Here is a 13,799-nt window from a genome sequence, read left to right as displayed (position 1 = left end):
CTCAGGAGGTGGAGACCGCGGGACGCAGGCCGCGCGCGGCCAGAGCCTGTGCGATGCGCTCGGTGATCTCGTCGAGCGAGCCGACGCCGTCGATGCGGTCGACGATGCCCTTGGCGCCATAGACCTCAAGGATCGGGGCGGTCTCGTTCTCGTAGATGTCGAGACGGTGACCGATGGCCTCGGGGGTGTCGTCGGAGCGTCCCTGCTCGGTCGCACGGAGCGTCAGACGCTCCAGGCTCTCCTCGCGGGGCACGTCGAGGAGGATGACGGCGTCGAGCGCCTCACCCCGTTCGGAGAGGAACGACTCGAGGTGGTCGACCTGTGCGGTGTTGCGCGGGTAGCCGTCGAGGAGGAAACCCTGCGCTGCGTCCTCCTGCGACAGACGGTCGCGCACGATCTCGCTGGTCAGCTCATCCGGAACGAGGTCACCCTTGTCGAGGATCGCCGTGACCTGCTGGCCGAGCGGCGTTCCCTCCTTGATGTTCGCGCGGAAGATGTCGCCGGTCGACACGACCGGGATGCCGTAGGACTCGGCGATCCGCACGCCCTGCGTGCCTTTGCCCGAGCCCTGCGGGCCGACGATGAGAAGACGTGCGGAAGCTGTCATCGGAGGAGCCCTTCGTAGTGTCGCTGCTGCAGCTGCGCATCGATCTGCTTGACCGTCTCGAGACCCACACCGACGATGATGAGGATCGAGGCGCCGCCGAACGGGAAGTTCTGGTTGGCGCCGACGGTGGCCAGGGCGATGAGCGGGATGAGCGCGATCAGACCGAGGTAGAGGGAGCCGGGGAGCGTGATGCGGGTGAGCACGTAGTCGAGGTACTCGGCCGTCGGACGCCCCGCACGGATGCCGGGGATGAACCCGCCGTACTTCTTCATGTTGTCGGCGACCTCGACCGGGTTGAAGGTGATCGCCACGTAGAAGTAGGTGAACCCGATGATCAGCAGGAAGTACGCCGCCATGTACACGGGGCTGTTGCCGGTCGTGAAGTTCGTCGTGATCCAGGTCACCCAGGCCGCCGGAGTAGATCCGTCCTGCGGGGTGTTGAACTGCGCGATGAGGGCCGGGATGTACAGCAGCGACGAGGCGAAGATCACGGGGATCACACCCGCCATGTTCACCTTGATCGGGATGTAGGTGTTCGTGCCGCCGTAGGTGCGTCGACCGACCATGCGCTTGGCGTACTGCACGGGGATCCGTCGCTGGGATTGCTCGACGAACACGACGAGCCCCATCACGATGATCCCGACCAGCAGCACGAGCAGGAAGACCTCGAAGCCCTTGGTCTGCCAGATCAGACCCATGGCGCCGGGGAACGTCGCGGCGATCGAGGTGAAGATGAGCAGCGACATGCCGTTGCCGATGCCCCGCTCGGTGACGAGCTCTGCGAACCACATGATCAGACCGGTACCGGCCGTCATCGCCATGATGATGAGCAGCTGCGCCCACCACACGTCGTTCGTCAGAAGCTGCTGGCAGGCCGCGAGGTCGGTGGTTCCGAAGAGCTGGCCGCTGCGCGCCACCGTGACGAGAGTCGTCGACTGCAGCAGCGCGAGGGCGATCGTGAGGTAACGCGTGTACTGCGTCAGACGGGCCTGACCGGCCTGTCCTTCCTTGTGCAGCGCCTCGAAGTGCGGGATGACCACGCGCAGGAGCTGCGTGATGATCGTCGCGGTGATGTACGGCATGACACCGAGCGCGAAGATCGACAGCTGCAGCAGTGCACCACCGGAGAACAGGTTGACCAGCCCGAGCAGCCCATCGGTGCCGGCGTTGGCGGCGAGACACTCCTCGACGTTCGGGAAGTCCACGAACGGAGCCGGGACGTTGGAGCCGAGTCGGTAGATCGCGACGATGGCGAGAGTGAAACCGATCTTCCGCCGCAGGTCTGGGGTGCGGAAGATCCGCGCGATGGCGCTAAACAAGGACGTTCCTCCTGAAAAGGTTGCCGATTCCCGAAGGACGGCTGAAAGACCAGGGTAACGCAAACCGGGCTTCCCGGAATTCGCCACCGATACCAGGCCCGCCGGATGCGGCCCCAGAGCAAGGTCTCGGAGTGTGAAACCACAAGAGGGGCCGGAGAATCTCCGGCCCCTCTTGCTGTGCGGTTACTTGACGGATCCGCCGGCCGCGACGATCTTCTGCTCGGCAGAACCCGAGACCTTGTCGACCGAAACGGTGAGCTTCACGGCGATGTCGCCGTTTCCGAGAACCTTGACCTTCTCGTTCTTGCGAACGGCACCCTTGGCGACCAGGTCGCCGACGGTGACGTCGCCACCCTTCGGGTACAGCTCCGCGAGCTTCTCCAGGTTCACGACCTGGTACTCCACGCGGAACGGGTTCTTGAACCCGCGCAGCTTCGGGGTGCGCATGTGCAGCGGCATCTGCCCACCCTCGAAGCCGACGCGAACGGTGTTGCGCGCCTTGGTGCCCTTGGTTCCACGACCAGCGGTCTTACCCTTGGAACCCTCACCACGGCCGACGCGAGTCTTGGCGGTGTTGGATCCGGGGACCGGACGCAGGTGGTGCACCTTCAGCACGCCGGGGCGGGATGCCGGAGCATCCTTCGCCGGCGTCGCCTTCTTGGCGGCAGGCTTCTTGGCAGCGCCCTCAGCCTTGGCATCGGCGGCAGCGGTCTTGGCCGGAGCCTTCTTCGCAGCCGGCTTCTTCTCGGCGGCAGCCTTGGGAGCCGCAGCCTTCTTCGGGGCCTTCTCAGCCTCGACGGCCTCGTTCTTCTCGGCCATTAGTCGATCTCCTCAACCTTGACGAGGTGGGCGACGGTCTTGACGTAACCGCGCGTCTGCGCGTCGTCGGGGCGGACGGTGGTGTCACCGATCCGCTTCAGACCGAGGCTGCGCAGCGTGTCGCGCTGGTTCTGCTTCTCGCTCACCTTGGACTTGATCTGCGTGACCTTCAGTCGCGCGGCCATCAGGCACCTACCTTCTGTGCGGCGATGGCGTCTGCCTCGGCGCGCACGAGACGCGCAGGGGCAACCTGGTCGAACTCGAGGCCACGACGTGCGGCGACCGCACGAGGCTCCTCGAGCTGCTTCAGGGCGGTGACCGTCGCGTGCACGATGTTGATCGTGTTCGACGAGCCGAGCGACTTCGACAGCACGTCGTGGATACCGGCGCACTCGAGCACGGCGCGGACCGGACCACCGGCGATGACACCGGTACCGGCGGCAGCCGGACGGAGCAGAACCACACCGGCGGCCGCCTCACCCTGCACGGGGTGCGGGATGGTGCTGCCGACGCGCGGAACGCGGAAGAAGTTGCGCTTGGCCTCTTCGACACCCTTCGAGATCGCCAGAGGGACCTCGCGGGCCTTGCCGTAGCCGACACCGACCAGACCGTTGCCGTCACCGACGACCACGAGGGCGGTGAAGCTGAAGCGACGACCACCCTTCACGACCTTCGAGACGCGGTTGATGGTGACGACGCGCTCCAGGAACTGGTTGTCGCCGCGGTCACGGGAGTTGCGGTCACGACCGCCACCCTGGTTGCGGTCGCCACGGCCGCCGCGGCGGCCGTCACGCGAGTCGCGAGCCGGCTCGGCCTGCGTGGTGCCGGCAGCCGTCTCGGAAGTGGCAGCAGCCGCTTCGGTCACTTCGTTCTCCTTGTTGTCACTCACAGTGCCAGACCCCCCTCGCGGGCGCCGTCGGCGATGGCGGCGACACGACCGGCGTAGCGGTTGCCGCCACGGTCGAACACTGCCTCGGAAACGCCGGCAGCCTTCGCACGCTCGGCGAGGAGCTCGCCGACCTTGCGGGCCTTGGCGGTCTTGTCACCCTCGAGCGAGCGCAGGTCGGTCTCGAGCGTCGAAGCCGACGCAACGGTGTGACCCTTGCTGTCGTCGACCAGCTGCACGAAGACGTGGCGGGCCGAGCGGTTGACGACGAGACGCGGACGCGCCTCGGTGCCGACGACCTTCTTGCGAAGGCGGGCGTGACGACGCGCGCGGGCGTCAGACTTTGACTTGAGAGCCATGGTTACTTACCACTCTTTCCGGCCTTGCGACGCACGTTCTCGCCGGCGTAGCGCACACCCTTGCCCTTGTACGGCTCGGGCTTGCGGATCTTGCGGATGTTGGCAGCTGCCTCGCCGACAGCCTGCTTGTCGATCCCGCTGACGGTGAGCTTCGTGGTGCCCTCGACCGTGAGCGTGATGCCGGCGGGCGGGTCGATCAGGACCGGGTGCGAGAAGCCGAGGGCGAACTCGACCGAGCTGCCCTTCTGCTGCACGCGGTAACCGGTACCGACGACCTCGAGACCCTTGGTGTAGCCCTGGGTCACGCCGATGATGTTGTTGTTGATGAGCGTGCGGGTCAGGCCGTGAAGCGACCGCGACTCGCGCTCGTCGTCGGGACGGGAGACCAGAACCTGGTTCTCCTCGACCGCGACCTCGATGGGGCTGGCCACCGTGAGGGTGAGCTCACCCTTGGGGCCCTTCACCGCGACCTCACGGCCGTTGACCGAAACGGTCACGCCCGCAGGAACGTCGATGGGAAGTCGTCCAATACGCGACATTTCGAATTACCACACGTAGGCGAGAACTTCTCCGCCCACGCCCTTCTGCTCTGCCTGACGGTCGGTGAGAAGACCGGAGGAGGTGGACAGGATCGCCACGCCAAGGCCGCCGAGGACCGTGGGGAGCTCGGTCGACTTCGCGTAAACACGGAGACCGGGCTTCGAGACGCGCTTGATGCCAGCGATGGAGCGCTCACGGTTGGGACCGTACTTCAGCGTCAGCGTGAGGTTCTGTCCGACGCGGGCGTCAGAGGTCTCCCAGCCGGCGATGTAGCCCTCCTGCTGGAGGATCTGAGCGATGTGCGTCTTGAGCTTGCTCGACGGCAGGGTCACGGAATCGTGGTGCGCCGAGTTCGCGTTGCGCAGACGGGTCAGCAGATCTGCGACCGGGTCTGTCATTGTCATTGTTGTTTTCCTTTGTTCATGAGGTTCCGGCTGCCGTTACACGACAGACGGCCTGCGATGACACGCAATTTTCAATTGTACGTGCACATCGACGGGCTCAGTGACACGAGACCACTGAGCCCGTCGAGGGTGTTACGCCTGTGCGTCTTCTGAGCGGAACGGGAAGCCGAGGTGGCGGAGCAGTGCCCGGCCCTCGTCATCCGTCTTCGCGGTGGTGACGACGGTGATGTCGAAACCGCGAACCCGGTCGATCTTGTCCTGATCGATCTCGTGGAACACGCTCTGCTCCTGGAGACCGAAGGTGTAGTTGCCGTTGCCGTCGAACTGCTTGCCCGAGAGACCGCGGAAGTCGCGGATACGGGGCAGTGCGAGCGAGACGAGGCGATCCACGAACTCCCACGCGCGGTCACCACGGAGGGTGACGTGCGCGCCGATGGCCTGTCCCTCGCGCAGCTTGAACTGCGCGATGGACTTGCGAGCCTTCGTGACGATCGGCTTCTGGCCGGTGATCTTGGTGAGATCGTCGACCGCGCCATCGATCACCTTGCTGTCGCGAGCTGCCTCGCCGACACCGGTGTTCACGACGACCTTGACCAGTCCGGGAATCTGCATGACGTTCGCGTAGCCGAACTCTTCCTGCAGAGCCTTCTTGATCTCGGTGTTGTACTTCTGCTTCAGGCGCGGCTGGATCTTGCCAGCCGGCGCGGCAGTGTCGGTGCTCATCAGAGGTCCTTACCGCTCTTCTTCGCGTAGCGCACACGGACGGTGCGCTTCACGCCGTCCTTCGTCTGCTCCTCGACCCGGTGGCCGACCTTGGTCGGCTTCTTGGTCGAGGGGTCGACGAGTGCGACGTTCGAGATGTGGATGGAGGCTTCGACGGTCTCGATGCCTCCGGTCTTGGTGCCACGCTGCGTCTGGCCGACGCGGGTGTGCTTGGTGACGTAGTTCACGCCTTCGACGATCACGCGGTTCTTGTCGGCGAGGACATCCAGGACCTTGCCCTGCTTGCCACGGTCGCCGCCACGCTCCTGCGTGGCACCGGTGATGACCTGAACCAGGTCACCCTTCTTGATCTTCGCCATGATTAGATGACCTCCGGCGCCAGCGAGACGATCTTCATGAACTTCTTGTCGCGAAGCTCACGACCGACCGGCCCGAAGATACGGGTGCCGCGGGGCTCCCCGTCGTTCTTCAGGATCACTGCGGCGTTCTCGTCGAACTTGATGTAGGAGCCGTCCGGACGACGGACCTCCTTCTTGGTGCGGACGATGACCGCCTTGACGACGTCGCCCTTCTTGACGTTTCCACCGGGGATCGCGTCCTTGACGGTCGCGACGATGGTGTCGCCGAGGCCCGCGTAACGGCGCTTCGAGCCACCGAGAACGCGGATGGTGAGCAGCTCCTTGGCGCCGGTGTTGTCGGCGACCTTGAGTCGGGATTCCTGCTGGATCACTTGGCCTTCTCCAGAATCTCCACCAGACGCCAGCGCTTCGTGGCGCTCAGCGGGCGGGTCTCGTTGATCAGGACCAGGTCGCCGATGCCGGCGGAGTTCGCCTCATCGTGCGCCTTGACCTTCGAGGTGCGGCGGATGACCTTGCCGTAAAGCGGGTGCTTCACGCGGTCCTCGACCTCGACCACGATGGTCTTGTCCATCTTGTCGCTGACGACGTAGCCGCGGCGTGCCTTGCGGTAACCGCGGGCAGCGGCGTCGCGGACGTCGTGCTCGGACGACTCGTGTCCTGCGGCCTGCGTCTCCACAGTCGCTTCCTTCTTGGTGGCCATCACTCAGCCTCTTCCTTCACGGCGTCGTCGGCGGAGTCCGCCTTCTTCGCCTTCGACTTGGTCGCCTTCTTCGCCGGAGCCTCGACCGGAGCGGGCGTCGCACGGATGCCCAGCTCGCGTTCGCGGATCACGGTGTAGAGGCGCGCGATGTCGCGCTTGACGGCGCGGATGCGGCCGTGGCTCTCCAGCTGGCCGGTGGCCGACTGGAAACGGAGGTTGAACAGCTCCTCCTTGGCCTTGCGCAGCTCCTCGACGAGGCGCTGGTCTTCGAATGTGTCGAGCTCTGCCGGGGCGAGCTCCTTGGTGCCGATCGCCATTACGCGTCGCCCTCCTCGCGCTTGATGATGCGTGCCTTGAGCGGCAGCTTGTGAATTGCACGGGTCAGAGCTTCGCGAGCGAGCTCCTCGTCGACACCCGCGACCTCGAAGAGGACACGGCCCGGCTTGACGTTGGCGACCCACCACTCGGGGGAACCCTTACCGGAACCCATGCGGGTTTCGGCCGGCTTCTTCGTGAGCGGACGGTCGGGGTAGATGTTGATCCACACCTTTCCACCACGCTTGATGTGACGGGTCATCGCGATACGAGCGGACTCGATCTGACGGTTCGTCACGTAAGCGGGCGTGAGGGCCTGGATACCGTACTCGCCGAAGGAGACCTTCGTGCCGCCGGTGGCCTGACCCGAGCGACCCGGGTGGTGCTGCTTGCGGAACTTGACCTTACGGGGGATGAGCATTATGCCGACGCTCCTTCTGCGACAGGTGCCTCGTTGCGCGGGGCACGGCGGCGGTCGCCACCACGGTCGTCACGACGAGCCTTGGGTGCGTTGGCCTGCTCGCGAGCGAGCTCCTTCGCGGTCAGGTCGCCCTTGTAGATCCAGACCTTCACGCCGATGCGGCCGAAGGTGGTCTTCGCCTCGTAGAAGCCGTAGTCGATGTTCGCGCGCAGCGTGTGCAGCGGCACACGACCCTCACGGTAGAACTCCGAACGGCTCATCTCGGCGCCGCCGAGGCGGCCGGAGACCTGGATGCGGATGCCCTTGGCGCCGGCGCGCTGAGCGCCCTGCAGACCCTTGCGCATCGCACGACGGAACGCCACACGAGCAGAGAGCTGCTCGGCGATGCCCTGTGCGACGAGCTGTGCATCGGCCTCGGGGTTCTTGACCTCGAGGATGTTCAGCTGGATCTGCTTGCCCGAGAGCTTCTCGAGGTCGCCGCGGATGCGCTCGGCCTCGGCTCCACGACGACCGATCACGATGCCCGGACGGGCGGTGTGGATGTCGACGCGGACGCGGTCACGGGTGCGCTCGATCTCGATGTTCGAGACACCGGCGCGGTCGAGCTGCGTCTTGAGCAGGTTACGGATCTTGATGTCTTCGGCGACGTAGTCGGCGTAGCGCTGACCCGGCTTCGTCGAGTCAGAGAACCAACGCGAGACGTGGTCCGTCGTGATGCCGAGACGGAAGCCGTACGGGTTTACCTTCTGTCCCATTACTTGCTCGCCTTCTTGTTGCTGTCGCCCGCGGCGGCCGGAGCCACCTCAGGCGTCGAGAGCACGACCGTGATGTGGCTCGTGCGCTTCTTGATCTGGAAAGCGCGACCCTGTGCACGGGGCTGGAAACGCTTGAGCGTGGTGCCCTCGTCGACGTACGCGTTGGCCACGTACAGGTCCTTCTCGTCGAGGAACTCGCCGTCGCGATCTGCCTTCACCTGTGCGTTGGCCATGGCCGACGCGACGAGCTTGTAGATCGGCTCACTGGCGGACTGCTGAGCGAACTTCAGGATCGCCAGAGCCTCCTGGGCCTGCTTGCCCTTGATGAGCGCGACGACACGACGAGCCTTCTGAGGGGTCACGCGAATGTGCTTCACGCGTGCGATCGATTCGACCATTAGCGGCGCCGCCCCTTCTTGTCGTCCTTCTCGTGGCCGCGGAAGGTGCGGGTGGGCGCGAACTCGCCCAGCTTGTGACCGACCATGGTCTCGGACACGAACACAGGGATGTGCTTGCGTCCGTCGTGGACCGCGATCGTGTGACCCAGCATGGCCGGGATGATCATGGACCGACGGGACCAGGTCTTGATGACGTTCTTGGTGCCGGCTTCGTTCTGCACGACCACCTTGCGAAGCAGGTGATCGTCGACGAAGGGGCCCTTCTTAAGACTGCGAGGCATCTTCTCTTACTCCTACTTACGCTTCTTGCCGGCGTTACGACGACGCACGATGTACTTGTCGCTTTCCTTGTTGGCGTGACGGGTACGACCCTCAGCCTGGCCCCAGGGGGAGACGGGGTGACGACCACCAGAGGTCTTACCCTCACCACCACCGTGCGGGTGGTCGACCGGGTTCATCGCGACACCACGCACGGTCGGGCGGACGCCCTTCCAGCGCATGCGGCCGGCCTTGCCCCAGTTGATGTTCGACTGCTCGGCGTTGCCGACCTCGCCGATGGTCGCGCGGCAGCGCGCATCGACGTTGCGGATCTCGCCCGAGGGCAGACGCAGCTGGGCGTAGGGGCCGTCCTTGGCGACGAGACGGACGGACGCGCCGGCCGAACGTGCCATCTTCGCGCCGCCGCCGGGGCGGAGCTCGATCGCGTGGATCACGGTACCCGTGGGGATGTTCTTCAGCGGGAGGTTGTTACCCGGCTTGATGTCAGCCCCGGCACCCGACTCGACGATGTCGCCCTGCTTCAGCTTCGCCGGAGCGAGGATGTAGCGCTTCTCACCGTCGAAGTAGTGCAGCAGCGCGATGCGCGCGGTGCGGTTGGGGTCGTACTCGATGTGAGCGACCTTGGCGTTGACGCCGTCCTTGTCGTTACGACGGAAGTCGATGACGCGGTACTGGCGCTTGTGGCCACCACCGATGTGACGGGTCGTGATGCGGCCCTGGTTGTTGCGACCACCGGTCTTCGAGAGCGGGCGCAGCAGCGACTTCTCCGGCGTCGATCGAGTGATCTCGGCGAAGTCAGCCACCGACGAGCCGCGACGGCCCGGGGTCGTGGGCTTGTACTTGCGAATAGCCATTATTGTCCTTATCCCCCGGATCAGCCGATTGCCGTGAAGATGTCGATGGTGCCCGACTTCAGGGTGACGATGGCGCGCTTGGTGTCCTTGCGCTTGCCGGTGCCGAAGCGGGTGCGACGAGCCTTGCCGACGCGGTTGAGGGTGTTGACCCCTGCGACCTTGACGCCGAAGATCTTCTCGATGGCGAGCTTGATCTCGGTCTTCGAAGCGCGCGGGTCGACGAGGAAGGTGTACTTGCCTTCATCGATGAGACCGTAGCTCTTCTCGGACACGACCGGCTTCAGGATGATGTCGCGCGGGTCCTTGTTCAGGGCCGTCTGGAGAACAGATGCCTGCTCGCTCATGCGGAGACCTCCTGGTTGGCGCCGGACTTGGAGGCGATGAAGCCCTCGAGCGCGGCCTGGGTGAAGACGATGTCGTCGGAGACGAGCACGTCGTATGCGTTGAGCTGGTCGAACGTCAGCACGTGCAGGTTCGACAGGTTGCGGATGCTCTTCAGCGTCACGTCGTCGTTGCGCTCGATCACGACGAGCACGTTCTTCGACGAGACGACGTTGGTGAGGAAGTTCACCGCGGTCTTGGTCGAAGGCGTGCCGTCGATCCCGAAGGACTCGATGGCGTGGATGCGGTCACCGCGGAAGCGGTCGCTGAGCGCGCCCAGCAGGGCGGCGGCGATCATCTTCTTGGGGGTGCGCTGCGAGTAGTCGCGCGGCTTGGGGCCGTGCACGATGCCACCACCGGTCATGTGCGGCGCGCGGATGGAACCCTGACGGGCGTTACCCGTGCCCTTCTGCTTGAAGGGCTTGCGGCCGGCACCGGAGACCTCGCCACGACGCTTGGTCGAGTGCGTGCCCTGGCGAGCCGCCGCGAGCTGCGCGACGACGACCTGGTGGATGAGCGGGATGTTCGTCTTGGCGTCGAACAGCGCGGCGGGAAGCTCGATCGAGCCTGCCTTCTTGCCGTCTGCCTTGAGGACGTCGAGCGCGAGAGTGGAGTCAGCCATGATCAGGCACCCTTCACTGCGTTGCGGACATAGACGATGCGGCCACGAGCACCGGGGACGGCGCCCTTGACGAGCATGAGTCCCTTCTCGATGTCGATGGAGTGCACCGTGAGGTTGAGGACGGTCACGCGCTCGCCACCCATACGGCCGGCCATGCGCATGCCCTTGAAGACGCGGCTCGGGGTCGACGATGCGCCGATGGAGCCGGGCTTGCGGTGGTTGCGGTGCGAACCGTGCGAAGCCGAGACACCCTTGAAGTTGTGACGCTTCATGACACCGGCGAAGCCCTTGCCCTTGCTCGTGCCGACGACGTCGACGAGCTGGCCGGCCTCGAAGGTGCCGTCGACCGTGAGCTCCTGGCCCAGGTTGTAGTCGCCGGCGTCCGCGGTGCGGATCTCGGTGACGTGACGACGCGGCGTGACGCCTGCTGCCTCGAAGTGGGCGGAGAGCGGCTTGTTCACCTTGCGGGGGTCGATCTGGCCGTACGCGATCTGCACGGCGTTGTAGCCGTCCTTCTCGGGCGTGCGGACCTGGGTGACCACGTTGGGTGCCAGCTCGATGACGGTGACGGGAACGAGCTTGCCGCTCTCGTTCCACACCTGGGTCATGCCGAGCTTCGTGCCCAGCATGCCCTTGGAAACCTTGGAGTTGATGTCAGCCATGTCGAACCTCAGAGCTTGATCTCGATGTTGACATCGGCCGGCAGGTCGAGACGCATCAGCGAGTCGACGGCCTTGGGCGTCGGGTCGACGATGTCGATCAGACGCTTGTGGGTGCGCATCTCGAAGTGCTCGCGGCTGTCCTTGTACTTGTGCGGCGACCGGATGACGCACACGACGTTCTTCTCGGTCGGAAGGGGCACGGGGCCGACGACGGTTGCGCCCGCACGGGTCACGGTGTCGACGATCTTGCGTGCGGACGTGTCGATGACCTCGTGGTCATACGACTTCAGGCGAATGCGGATCTTCTGTCCCGCCATTGTCTGCTCTCTCTCTTTAAGCGTCTTACCGTCCGGGACCGGGTGGCCCTGGGGCATTGGACGCACGTCGGCGCTGTTCGCGCCTCGGCACGAGAACGGCTCTTGCGAGTCGATCTGCTGCACCACTGTTCTTCTGTCAGCCGGACGCCGTGAAGCGACCGGATGCCGACCTTCCGCCGCGCACGGCAGAACCCTTCATGTAGAGGGGTGTCGGGGTTGTGTTCTGCTACCCGCGGCCTAGAACCCTGCACCGTCCCGGAGGAGGTGCCGTCTATGCACTGCCCTGGCAGTGATCCATCGCGCGCACAGCGGCGACGGAATATCGAACCTGTCTATTCTGCCACGGCTGATTTCACTTGCGCAAACCCGGGCGTGTCGCGCTCCTCCGGCAGTCCCGGTGACGCGTCGGAGACGACTCAGATCCCAGGAGATAGCGGGGCGAGGCATCCCCATGCCTCGCCCCGCTTGGGGAGGGCGTTCAGTGCGAGGGGGCACACCGAACGCGAGTAGCCCGGCGTGAAGGGACGCCGAACTCCTCGACCGAGGGCGCGGCGGAAGACCCGCCGCGCAGGCAGGGAGACGCTCAGGCGCCGTGACGGCGCGCGTCGCACGATGATCCCCAAGATCGCTTATCCCCAGTTTCGTACGCGGAAGTCCGCGTGCTTCGGGAAACCGAACCCCTTCGGCTCCCCCGACCGCAAGATCCCCAGGCGGTCTCGATGATCCTACTGGATACATCTGTGGATGCGCCACATCCGACGACATTCCGAAGCCGAAGCCTCCGGGCAGGAACAGAAGAGCGGCGCCCCACCGGAGTGGTTCGCCGCTCAGATGCTGTGCTGCGTGCTACTCGTTGCCGACGGCCTTGTCGGCGCTGTCGCGGATCTCGTCGATCTTGTCTGCGGCGCCGGGAGCGATCTTCTTGGCGAAGTCGGCCACGCCGTCGAGCACCTTGTCGCTGATGTCCTCGGCCTGCTCGCTCTTGACCGCCTCGGCGATCTTGTCCTTGTTCTGCTCGTACAGGTCCTTGCCCTTGTTGACGGCGTCCTCGATACCCATGATTCCCCTTCGGAGGCGGTGTGCGATGTGCGTCTAGTCTGCACGAACCGCCGCGCTATCACCAGATGTCTCGGCGCGTGGCCGGACGTCCGGGGAGGGCCAGAAAGCCGTGACCGCGCCGACGAGGAGAAAGACGGCCCAGAAGTGTCCCGGCGCCTGCAGGAGCGGGTTGAGCGCGTTCGCCGCGAGCACCGCCAGCGCGGCTGCGGCCGTCGTGAACACAGCCGGCCGTGCCTCCACCCGGCGAGTCACGACACGGACCGCAGCCCACGCGACGAGCACCACGCTCGCTGCCAGCAGCAGAGCTCCGACGACGCCGACCTGGAAGAGCAGCATGTTGTACTGCATCTCGAAGTTCCAGGGACGTGCTTCGCTGCGCGCATAACCCGGGATGACCGCACCGATGCCATGGCCGAACACCGGGGATTCCAAGAACCCCGCCCAGAGACGCTCCGTCTGCTCGATCCGCAGATCCTCGTCAGCAGTGCCGCCTCTGCCCGTCAGCAGCGCGAGAACACCCGCGCTCATGCGCTGTCCGGTCGGCGTGATCAGCAGGGCGACGGCGGTCAGCACCGCTGCCCCGCCCACGACAATCAGCGCGTGGACGTGGCGCCGAGTGAACCACGCACGGCCGACCACCGCGAGATAGGCGACGAAGATCAGAACCGGCACCAGCAGCCCGAGGGCGAGGGCTGCCCTCCGCGTGCTGACGACCGCAGCCAGGGTCGCGAGGACAGCTGCAGCGATCATGAGCTTTCGAGAGGGAAGCGCACGGCCCTGGAAGAACATCCCCACGATCCAGAGCGGAGCCACGGCGATCAGCGATGACGCTCCGTAGACGCCCACGATCACGTTCGGCCATGCGCCCGAGACGTCGGCATCGACGACGACCTTGATCCACACCGCGGGTTCGAGCCCCACCGCACCCATCGTCCACAGCACCAGCACGGTGCCAGCCAGGACGACGGTCGCCCACGCGGCGAAACGCAGGAAGAGACCGAGCACACGCTCGTCCATCTG

General features: G+C 65.4%; 24 protein-coding genes. All 24 read right to left on the bottom strand.

Annotation, left to right across the window (positions count from 1 at the left end):
• Position 1: 1 nt before the first annotated feature.
• A complete protein-coding gene (locus MOX01_RS05390; protein ID WP_058632584.1) occupies positions 2–607 on the bottom strand; it encodes an adenylate kinase in 606 nt (201 codons plus the stop codon).
• Complete coding sequence (gene secY, locus MOX01_RS05385) at positions 604–1,926, bottom strand: preprotein translocase subunit SecY (protein ID WP_046747821.1); 1,323 nt, start codon at positions 1,924–1,926, stop codon at positions 604–606. The genes MOX01_RS05390 and secY overlap by 4 nt, the downstream gene beginning before the upstream one ends.
• A gap of 183 nt (positions 1,927–2,109) precedes the next feature.
• Complete coding sequence (gene rplO, locus MOX01_RS05380; RefSeq protein WP_061016850.1) at positions 2,110–2,745, bottom strand: 50S ribosomal protein L15; 636 nt, start codon at positions 2,743–2,745, stop codon at positions 2,110–2,112.
• Entirely contained in the window at positions 2,745–2,930 is a 186-nt protein-coding gene (gene rpmD, locus MOX01_RS05375; RefSeq protein WP_017201575.1) for a 50S ribosomal protein L30, read from the bottom strand. The genes rplO and rpmD overlap by 1 nt, the downstream gene beginning before the upstream one ends.
• On the bottom strand, positions 2,930–3,610 hold the full coding sequence (rpsE, locus tag MOX01_RS05370; RefSeq protein ID WP_269430495.1) for a 30S ribosomal protein S5: 681 nt from the start codon (positions 3,608–3,610) through the stop codon (positions 2,930–2,932). The genes rpmD and rpsE overlap by 1 nt, the downstream gene beginning before the upstream one ends.
• A gap of 20 nt (positions 3,611–3,630) precedes the next feature.
• On the bottom strand, positions 3,631–3,990 hold the full coding sequence (rplR, locus tag MOX01_RS05365) for a 50S ribosomal protein L18 (RefSeq protein WP_017201578.1): 360 nt from the start codon (positions 3,988–3,990) through the stop codon (positions 3,631–3,633).
• Between the two features lie 2 nt (positions 3,991–3,992).
• The gene (gene rplF, locus MOX01_RS05360) at positions 3,993–4,529 is read right to left on the bottom strand and encodes a 50S ribosomal protein L6 (protein WP_045264646.1); all 537 of its coding nucleotides are present in this window, start codon (positions 4,527–4,529) and stop codon (positions 3,993–3,995) included.
• Positions 4,530–4,535: 6 nt separating this feature from the next.
• Positions 4,536–4,934 carry a 30S ribosomal protein S8 gene (gene rpsH / locus MOX01_RS05355; RefSeq protein WP_021201117.1) on the bottom strand — a complete coding sequence of 133 codons (399 nt, stop codon included), beginning with the start codon at positions 4,932–4,934 and terminating at the stop codon, positions 4,536–4,538.
• Positions 4,935–5,066: 132 nt separating this feature from the next.
• Positions 5,067–5,657, bottom strand: a complete 591-nt coding sequence (gene rplE / locus MOX01_RS05350) for a 50S ribosomal protein L5 (protein ID WP_045264645.1) — start codon at positions 5,655–5,657, stop codon at positions 5,067–5,069.
• Positions 5,657–6,016: a 50S ribosomal protein L24 gene (gene rplX, locus MOX01_RS05345; protein ID WP_045264644.1), complete on the bottom strand. Its 360-nt coding sequence runs from the start codon at positions 6,014–6,016 to the stop codon at positions 5,657–5,659. Before rplX ends, rplE begins: the two co-directional genes overlap by 1 nt.
• A 2-nt stretch (positions 6,017–6,018) precedes the next feature.
• Positions 6,019–6,387, bottom strand: a complete 369-nt coding sequence (gene rplN / locus MOX01_RS05340) for a 50S ribosomal protein L14 (protein WP_017201583.1) — start codon at positions 6,385–6,387, stop codon at positions 6,019–6,021.
• Positions 6,384–6,716 carry a 30S ribosomal protein S17 gene (gene rpsQ, locus MOX01_RS19480; protein WP_017829201.1) on the bottom strand — a complete coding sequence of 111 codons (333 nt, stop codon included), beginning with the start codon at positions 6,714–6,716 and terminating at the stop codon, positions 6,384–6,386. Before rpsQ ends, rplN begins: the two co-directional genes overlap by 4 nt.
• Complete coding sequence (gene rpmC / locus MOX01_RS19375; RefSeq protein WP_017829202.1) at positions 6,716–7,033, bottom strand: 50S ribosomal protein L29; 318 nt, start codon at positions 7,031–7,033, stop codon at positions 6,716–6,718. Before rpmC ends, rpsQ begins: the two co-directional genes overlap by 1 nt.
• Positions 7,033–7,452 (bottom strand): 50S ribosomal protein L16, encoded by a 420-nt coding sequence (gene rplP, locus MOX01_RS05325; RefSeq protein WP_017829203.1) that lies wholly within the window; start codon positions 7,450–7,452, stop codon positions 7,033–7,035. Before rplP ends, rpmC begins: the two co-directional genes overlap by 1 nt.
• The gene (rpsC, locus tag MOX01_RS05320; RefSeq protein WP_017201587.1) at positions 7,452–8,207 is read right to left on the bottom strand and encodes a 30S ribosomal protein S3; all 756 of its coding nucleotides are present in this window, start codon (positions 8,205–8,207) and stop codon (positions 7,452–7,454) included. The genes rplP and rpsC overlap by 1 nt, the downstream gene beginning before the upstream one ends.
• A complete protein-coding gene (rplV, locus tag MOX01_RS05315; protein ID WP_045264641.1) occupies positions 8,207–8,605 on the bottom strand; it encodes a 50S ribosomal protein L22 in 399 nt (132 codons plus the stop codon). Before rplV ends, rpsC begins: the two co-directional genes overlap by 1 nt.
• The gene (gene rpsS / locus MOX01_RS05310; RefSeq protein ID WP_017829205.1) at positions 8,605–8,886 is read right to left on the bottom strand and encodes a 30S ribosomal protein S19; all 282 of its coding nucleotides are present in this window, start codon (positions 8,884–8,886) and stop codon (positions 8,605–8,607) included. The genes rplV and rpsS overlap by 1 nt, the downstream gene beginning before the upstream one ends.
• Before the next feature lie 12 nt (positions 8,887–8,898).
• Positions 8,899–9,738, bottom strand: coding sequence for a 50S ribosomal protein L2 (gene rplB / locus MOX01_RS05305; RefSeq protein ID WP_017201590.1), 840 nt, complete (start codon positions 9,736–9,738; stop codon positions 8,899–8,901).
• Between the two features lie 20 nt (positions 9,739–9,758).
• Positions 9,759–10,082, bottom strand: a complete 324-nt coding sequence (gene rplW / locus MOX01_RS05300; protein ID WP_017829206.1) for a 50S ribosomal protein L23 — start codon at positions 10,080–10,082, stop codon at positions 9,759–9,761.
• Positions 10,079–10,741: a 50S ribosomal protein L4 gene (rplD, locus tag MOX01_RS05295; protein WP_021201122.1), complete on the bottom strand. Its 663-nt coding sequence runs from the start codon at positions 10,739–10,741 to the stop codon at positions 10,079–10,081. The genes rplW and rplD overlap by 4 nt, the downstream gene beginning before the upstream one ends.
• Positions 10,742–10,743: 2 nt before the next feature.
• Complete coding sequence (gene rplC / locus MOX01_RS05290; protein ID WP_021201123.1) at positions 10,744–11,403, bottom strand: 50S ribosomal protein L3; 660 nt, start codon at positions 11,401–11,403, stop codon at positions 10,744–10,746.
• Positions 11,404–11,411: 8 nt separating this feature from the next.
• Entirely contained in the window at positions 11,412–11,720 is a 309-nt protein-coding gene (rpsJ, locus tag MOX01_RS05285; protein WP_017201594.1) for a 30S ribosomal protein S10, read from the bottom strand.
• Positions 11,721–12,566: 846 nt separating this feature from the next.
• Positions 12,567–12,779, bottom strand: coding sequence for a hypothetical protein (locus MOX01_RS05280; RefSeq protein ID WP_045264638.1), 213 nt, complete (start codon positions 12,777–12,779; stop codon positions 12,567–12,569).
• A gap of 33 nt (positions 12,780–12,812) precedes the next feature.
• Positions 12,813–13,796, bottom strand: a complete 984-nt coding sequence (locus MOX01_RS05275; RefSeq protein WP_141368703.1) for an O-antigen ligase family protein — start codon at positions 13,794–13,796, stop codon at positions 12,813–12,815.
• Between the last annotated feature and the right edge of the window lie 3 nt (positions 13,797–13,799).

It is taken from the genome of Microbacterium oxydans, from assembly GCF_006540085.1.
Taxonomy (GTDB): domain Bacteria; phylum Actinomycetota; class Actinomycetes; order Actinomycetales; family Microbacteriaceae; genus Microbacterium; species Microbacterium oxydans.
The sequence above is the reverse complement of the archived record's forward strand: the minus strand, read 5'-3'. Positions and strand labels throughout refer to the sequence as shown.

What these genes read in the sequence shown, in the direction of transcription:
- MOX01_RS05390 (WP_058632584.1), bottom strand. Translation starts at nt 607, where the DNA reads ATGACAGCTTCCGCACGTCTTCTCATCGTCGGCCCGCAGGGCTCGGGC.
- rplO (WP_061016850.1), bottom strand. Translation starts at nt 2,745, where the DNA reads ATGGCCGAGAAGAACGAGGCCGTCGAGGCTGAGAAGGCCCCGAAGAAG.
- rpmD (WP_017201575.1), bottom strand. Translation starts at nt 2,930, where the DNA reads ATGGCCGCGCGACTGAAGGTCACGCAGATCAAGTCCAAGGTGAGCGAG.
- rplR (WP_017201578.1), bottom strand. Translation starts at nt 3,990, where the DNA reads ATGGCTCTCAAGTCAAAGTCTGACGCCCGCGCGCGTCGTCACGCCCGC.
- rplF (WP_045264646.1), bottom strand. Translation starts at nt 4,529, where the DNA reads ATGTCGCGTATTGGACGACTTCCCATCGACGTTCCTGCGGGCGTGACC.
- rpsH (WP_021201117.1), bottom strand. Translation starts at nt 4,934, where the DNA reads ATGACAATGACAGACCCGGTCGCAGATCTGCTGACCCGTCTGCGCAAC.
- rplE (WP_045264645.1), bottom strand. Translation starts at nt 5,657, where the DNA reads ATGAGCACCGACACTGCCGCGCCGGCTGGCAAGATCCAGCCGCGCCTG.
- rplX (WP_045264644.1), bottom strand. Translation starts at nt 6,016, where the DNA reads ATGGCGAAGATCAAGAAGGGTGACCTGGTTCAGGTCATCACCGGTGCC.
- rpsQ (WP_017829201.1), bottom strand. Translation starts at nt 6,716, where the DNA reads ATGGCCACCAAGAAGGAAGCGACTGTGGAGACGCAGGCCGCAGGACAC.
- rpmC (WP_017829202.1), bottom strand. Translation starts at nt 7,033, where the DNA reads ATGGCGATCGGCACCAAGGAGCTCGCCCCGGCAGAGCTCGACACATTC.
- rplP (WP_017829203.1), bottom strand. Translation starts at nt 7,452, where the DNA reads ATGCTCATCCCCCGTAAGGTCAAGTTCCGCAAGCAGCACCACCCGGGT.
- rpsC (WP_017201587.1), bottom strand. Translation starts at nt 8,207, where the DNA reads ATGGGACAGAAGGTAAACCCGTACGGCTTCCGTCTCGGCATCACGACG.
- rplV (WP_045264641.1), bottom strand. Translation starts at nt 8,605, where the DNA reads ATGGTCGAATCGATCGCACGCGTGAAGCACATTCGCGTGACCCCTCAG.
- rpsS (WP_017829205.1), bottom strand. Translation starts at nt 8,886, where the DNA reads ATGCCTCGCAGTCTTAAGAAGGGCCCCTTCGTCGACGATCACCTGCTT.
- rplB (WP_017201590.1), bottom strand. Translation starts at nt 9,738, where the DNA reads ATGGCTATTCGCAAGTACAAGCCCACGACCCCGGGCCGTCGCGGCTCG.
- rplW (WP_017829206.1), bottom strand. Translation starts at nt 10,082, where the DNA reads ATGAGCGAGCAGGCATCTGTTCTCCAGACGGCCCTGAACAAGGACCCG.
- rplD (WP_021201122.1), bottom strand. Translation starts at nt 10,741, where the DNA reads ATGGCTGACTCCACTCTCGCGCTCGACGTCCTCAAGGCAGACGGCAAG.
- rplC (WP_021201123.1), bottom strand. Translation starts at nt 11,403, where the DNA reads ATGGCTGACATCAACTCCAAGGTTTCCAAGGGCATGCTGGGCACGAAG.
- rpsJ (WP_017201594.1), bottom strand. Translation starts at nt 11,720, where the DNA reads ATGGCGGGACAGAAGATCCGCATTCGCCTGAAGTCGTATGACCACGAG.
- MOX01_RS05280 (WP_045264638.1), bottom strand. Translation starts at nt 12,779, where the DNA reads ATGGGTATCGAGGACGCCGTCAACAAGGGCAAGGACCTGTACGAGCAG.
- MOX01_RS05275 (WP_141368703.1), bottom strand. Translation starts at nt 13,796, where the DNA reads ATGGACGAGCGTGTGCTCGGTCTCTTCCTGCGTTTCGCCGCGTGGGCG.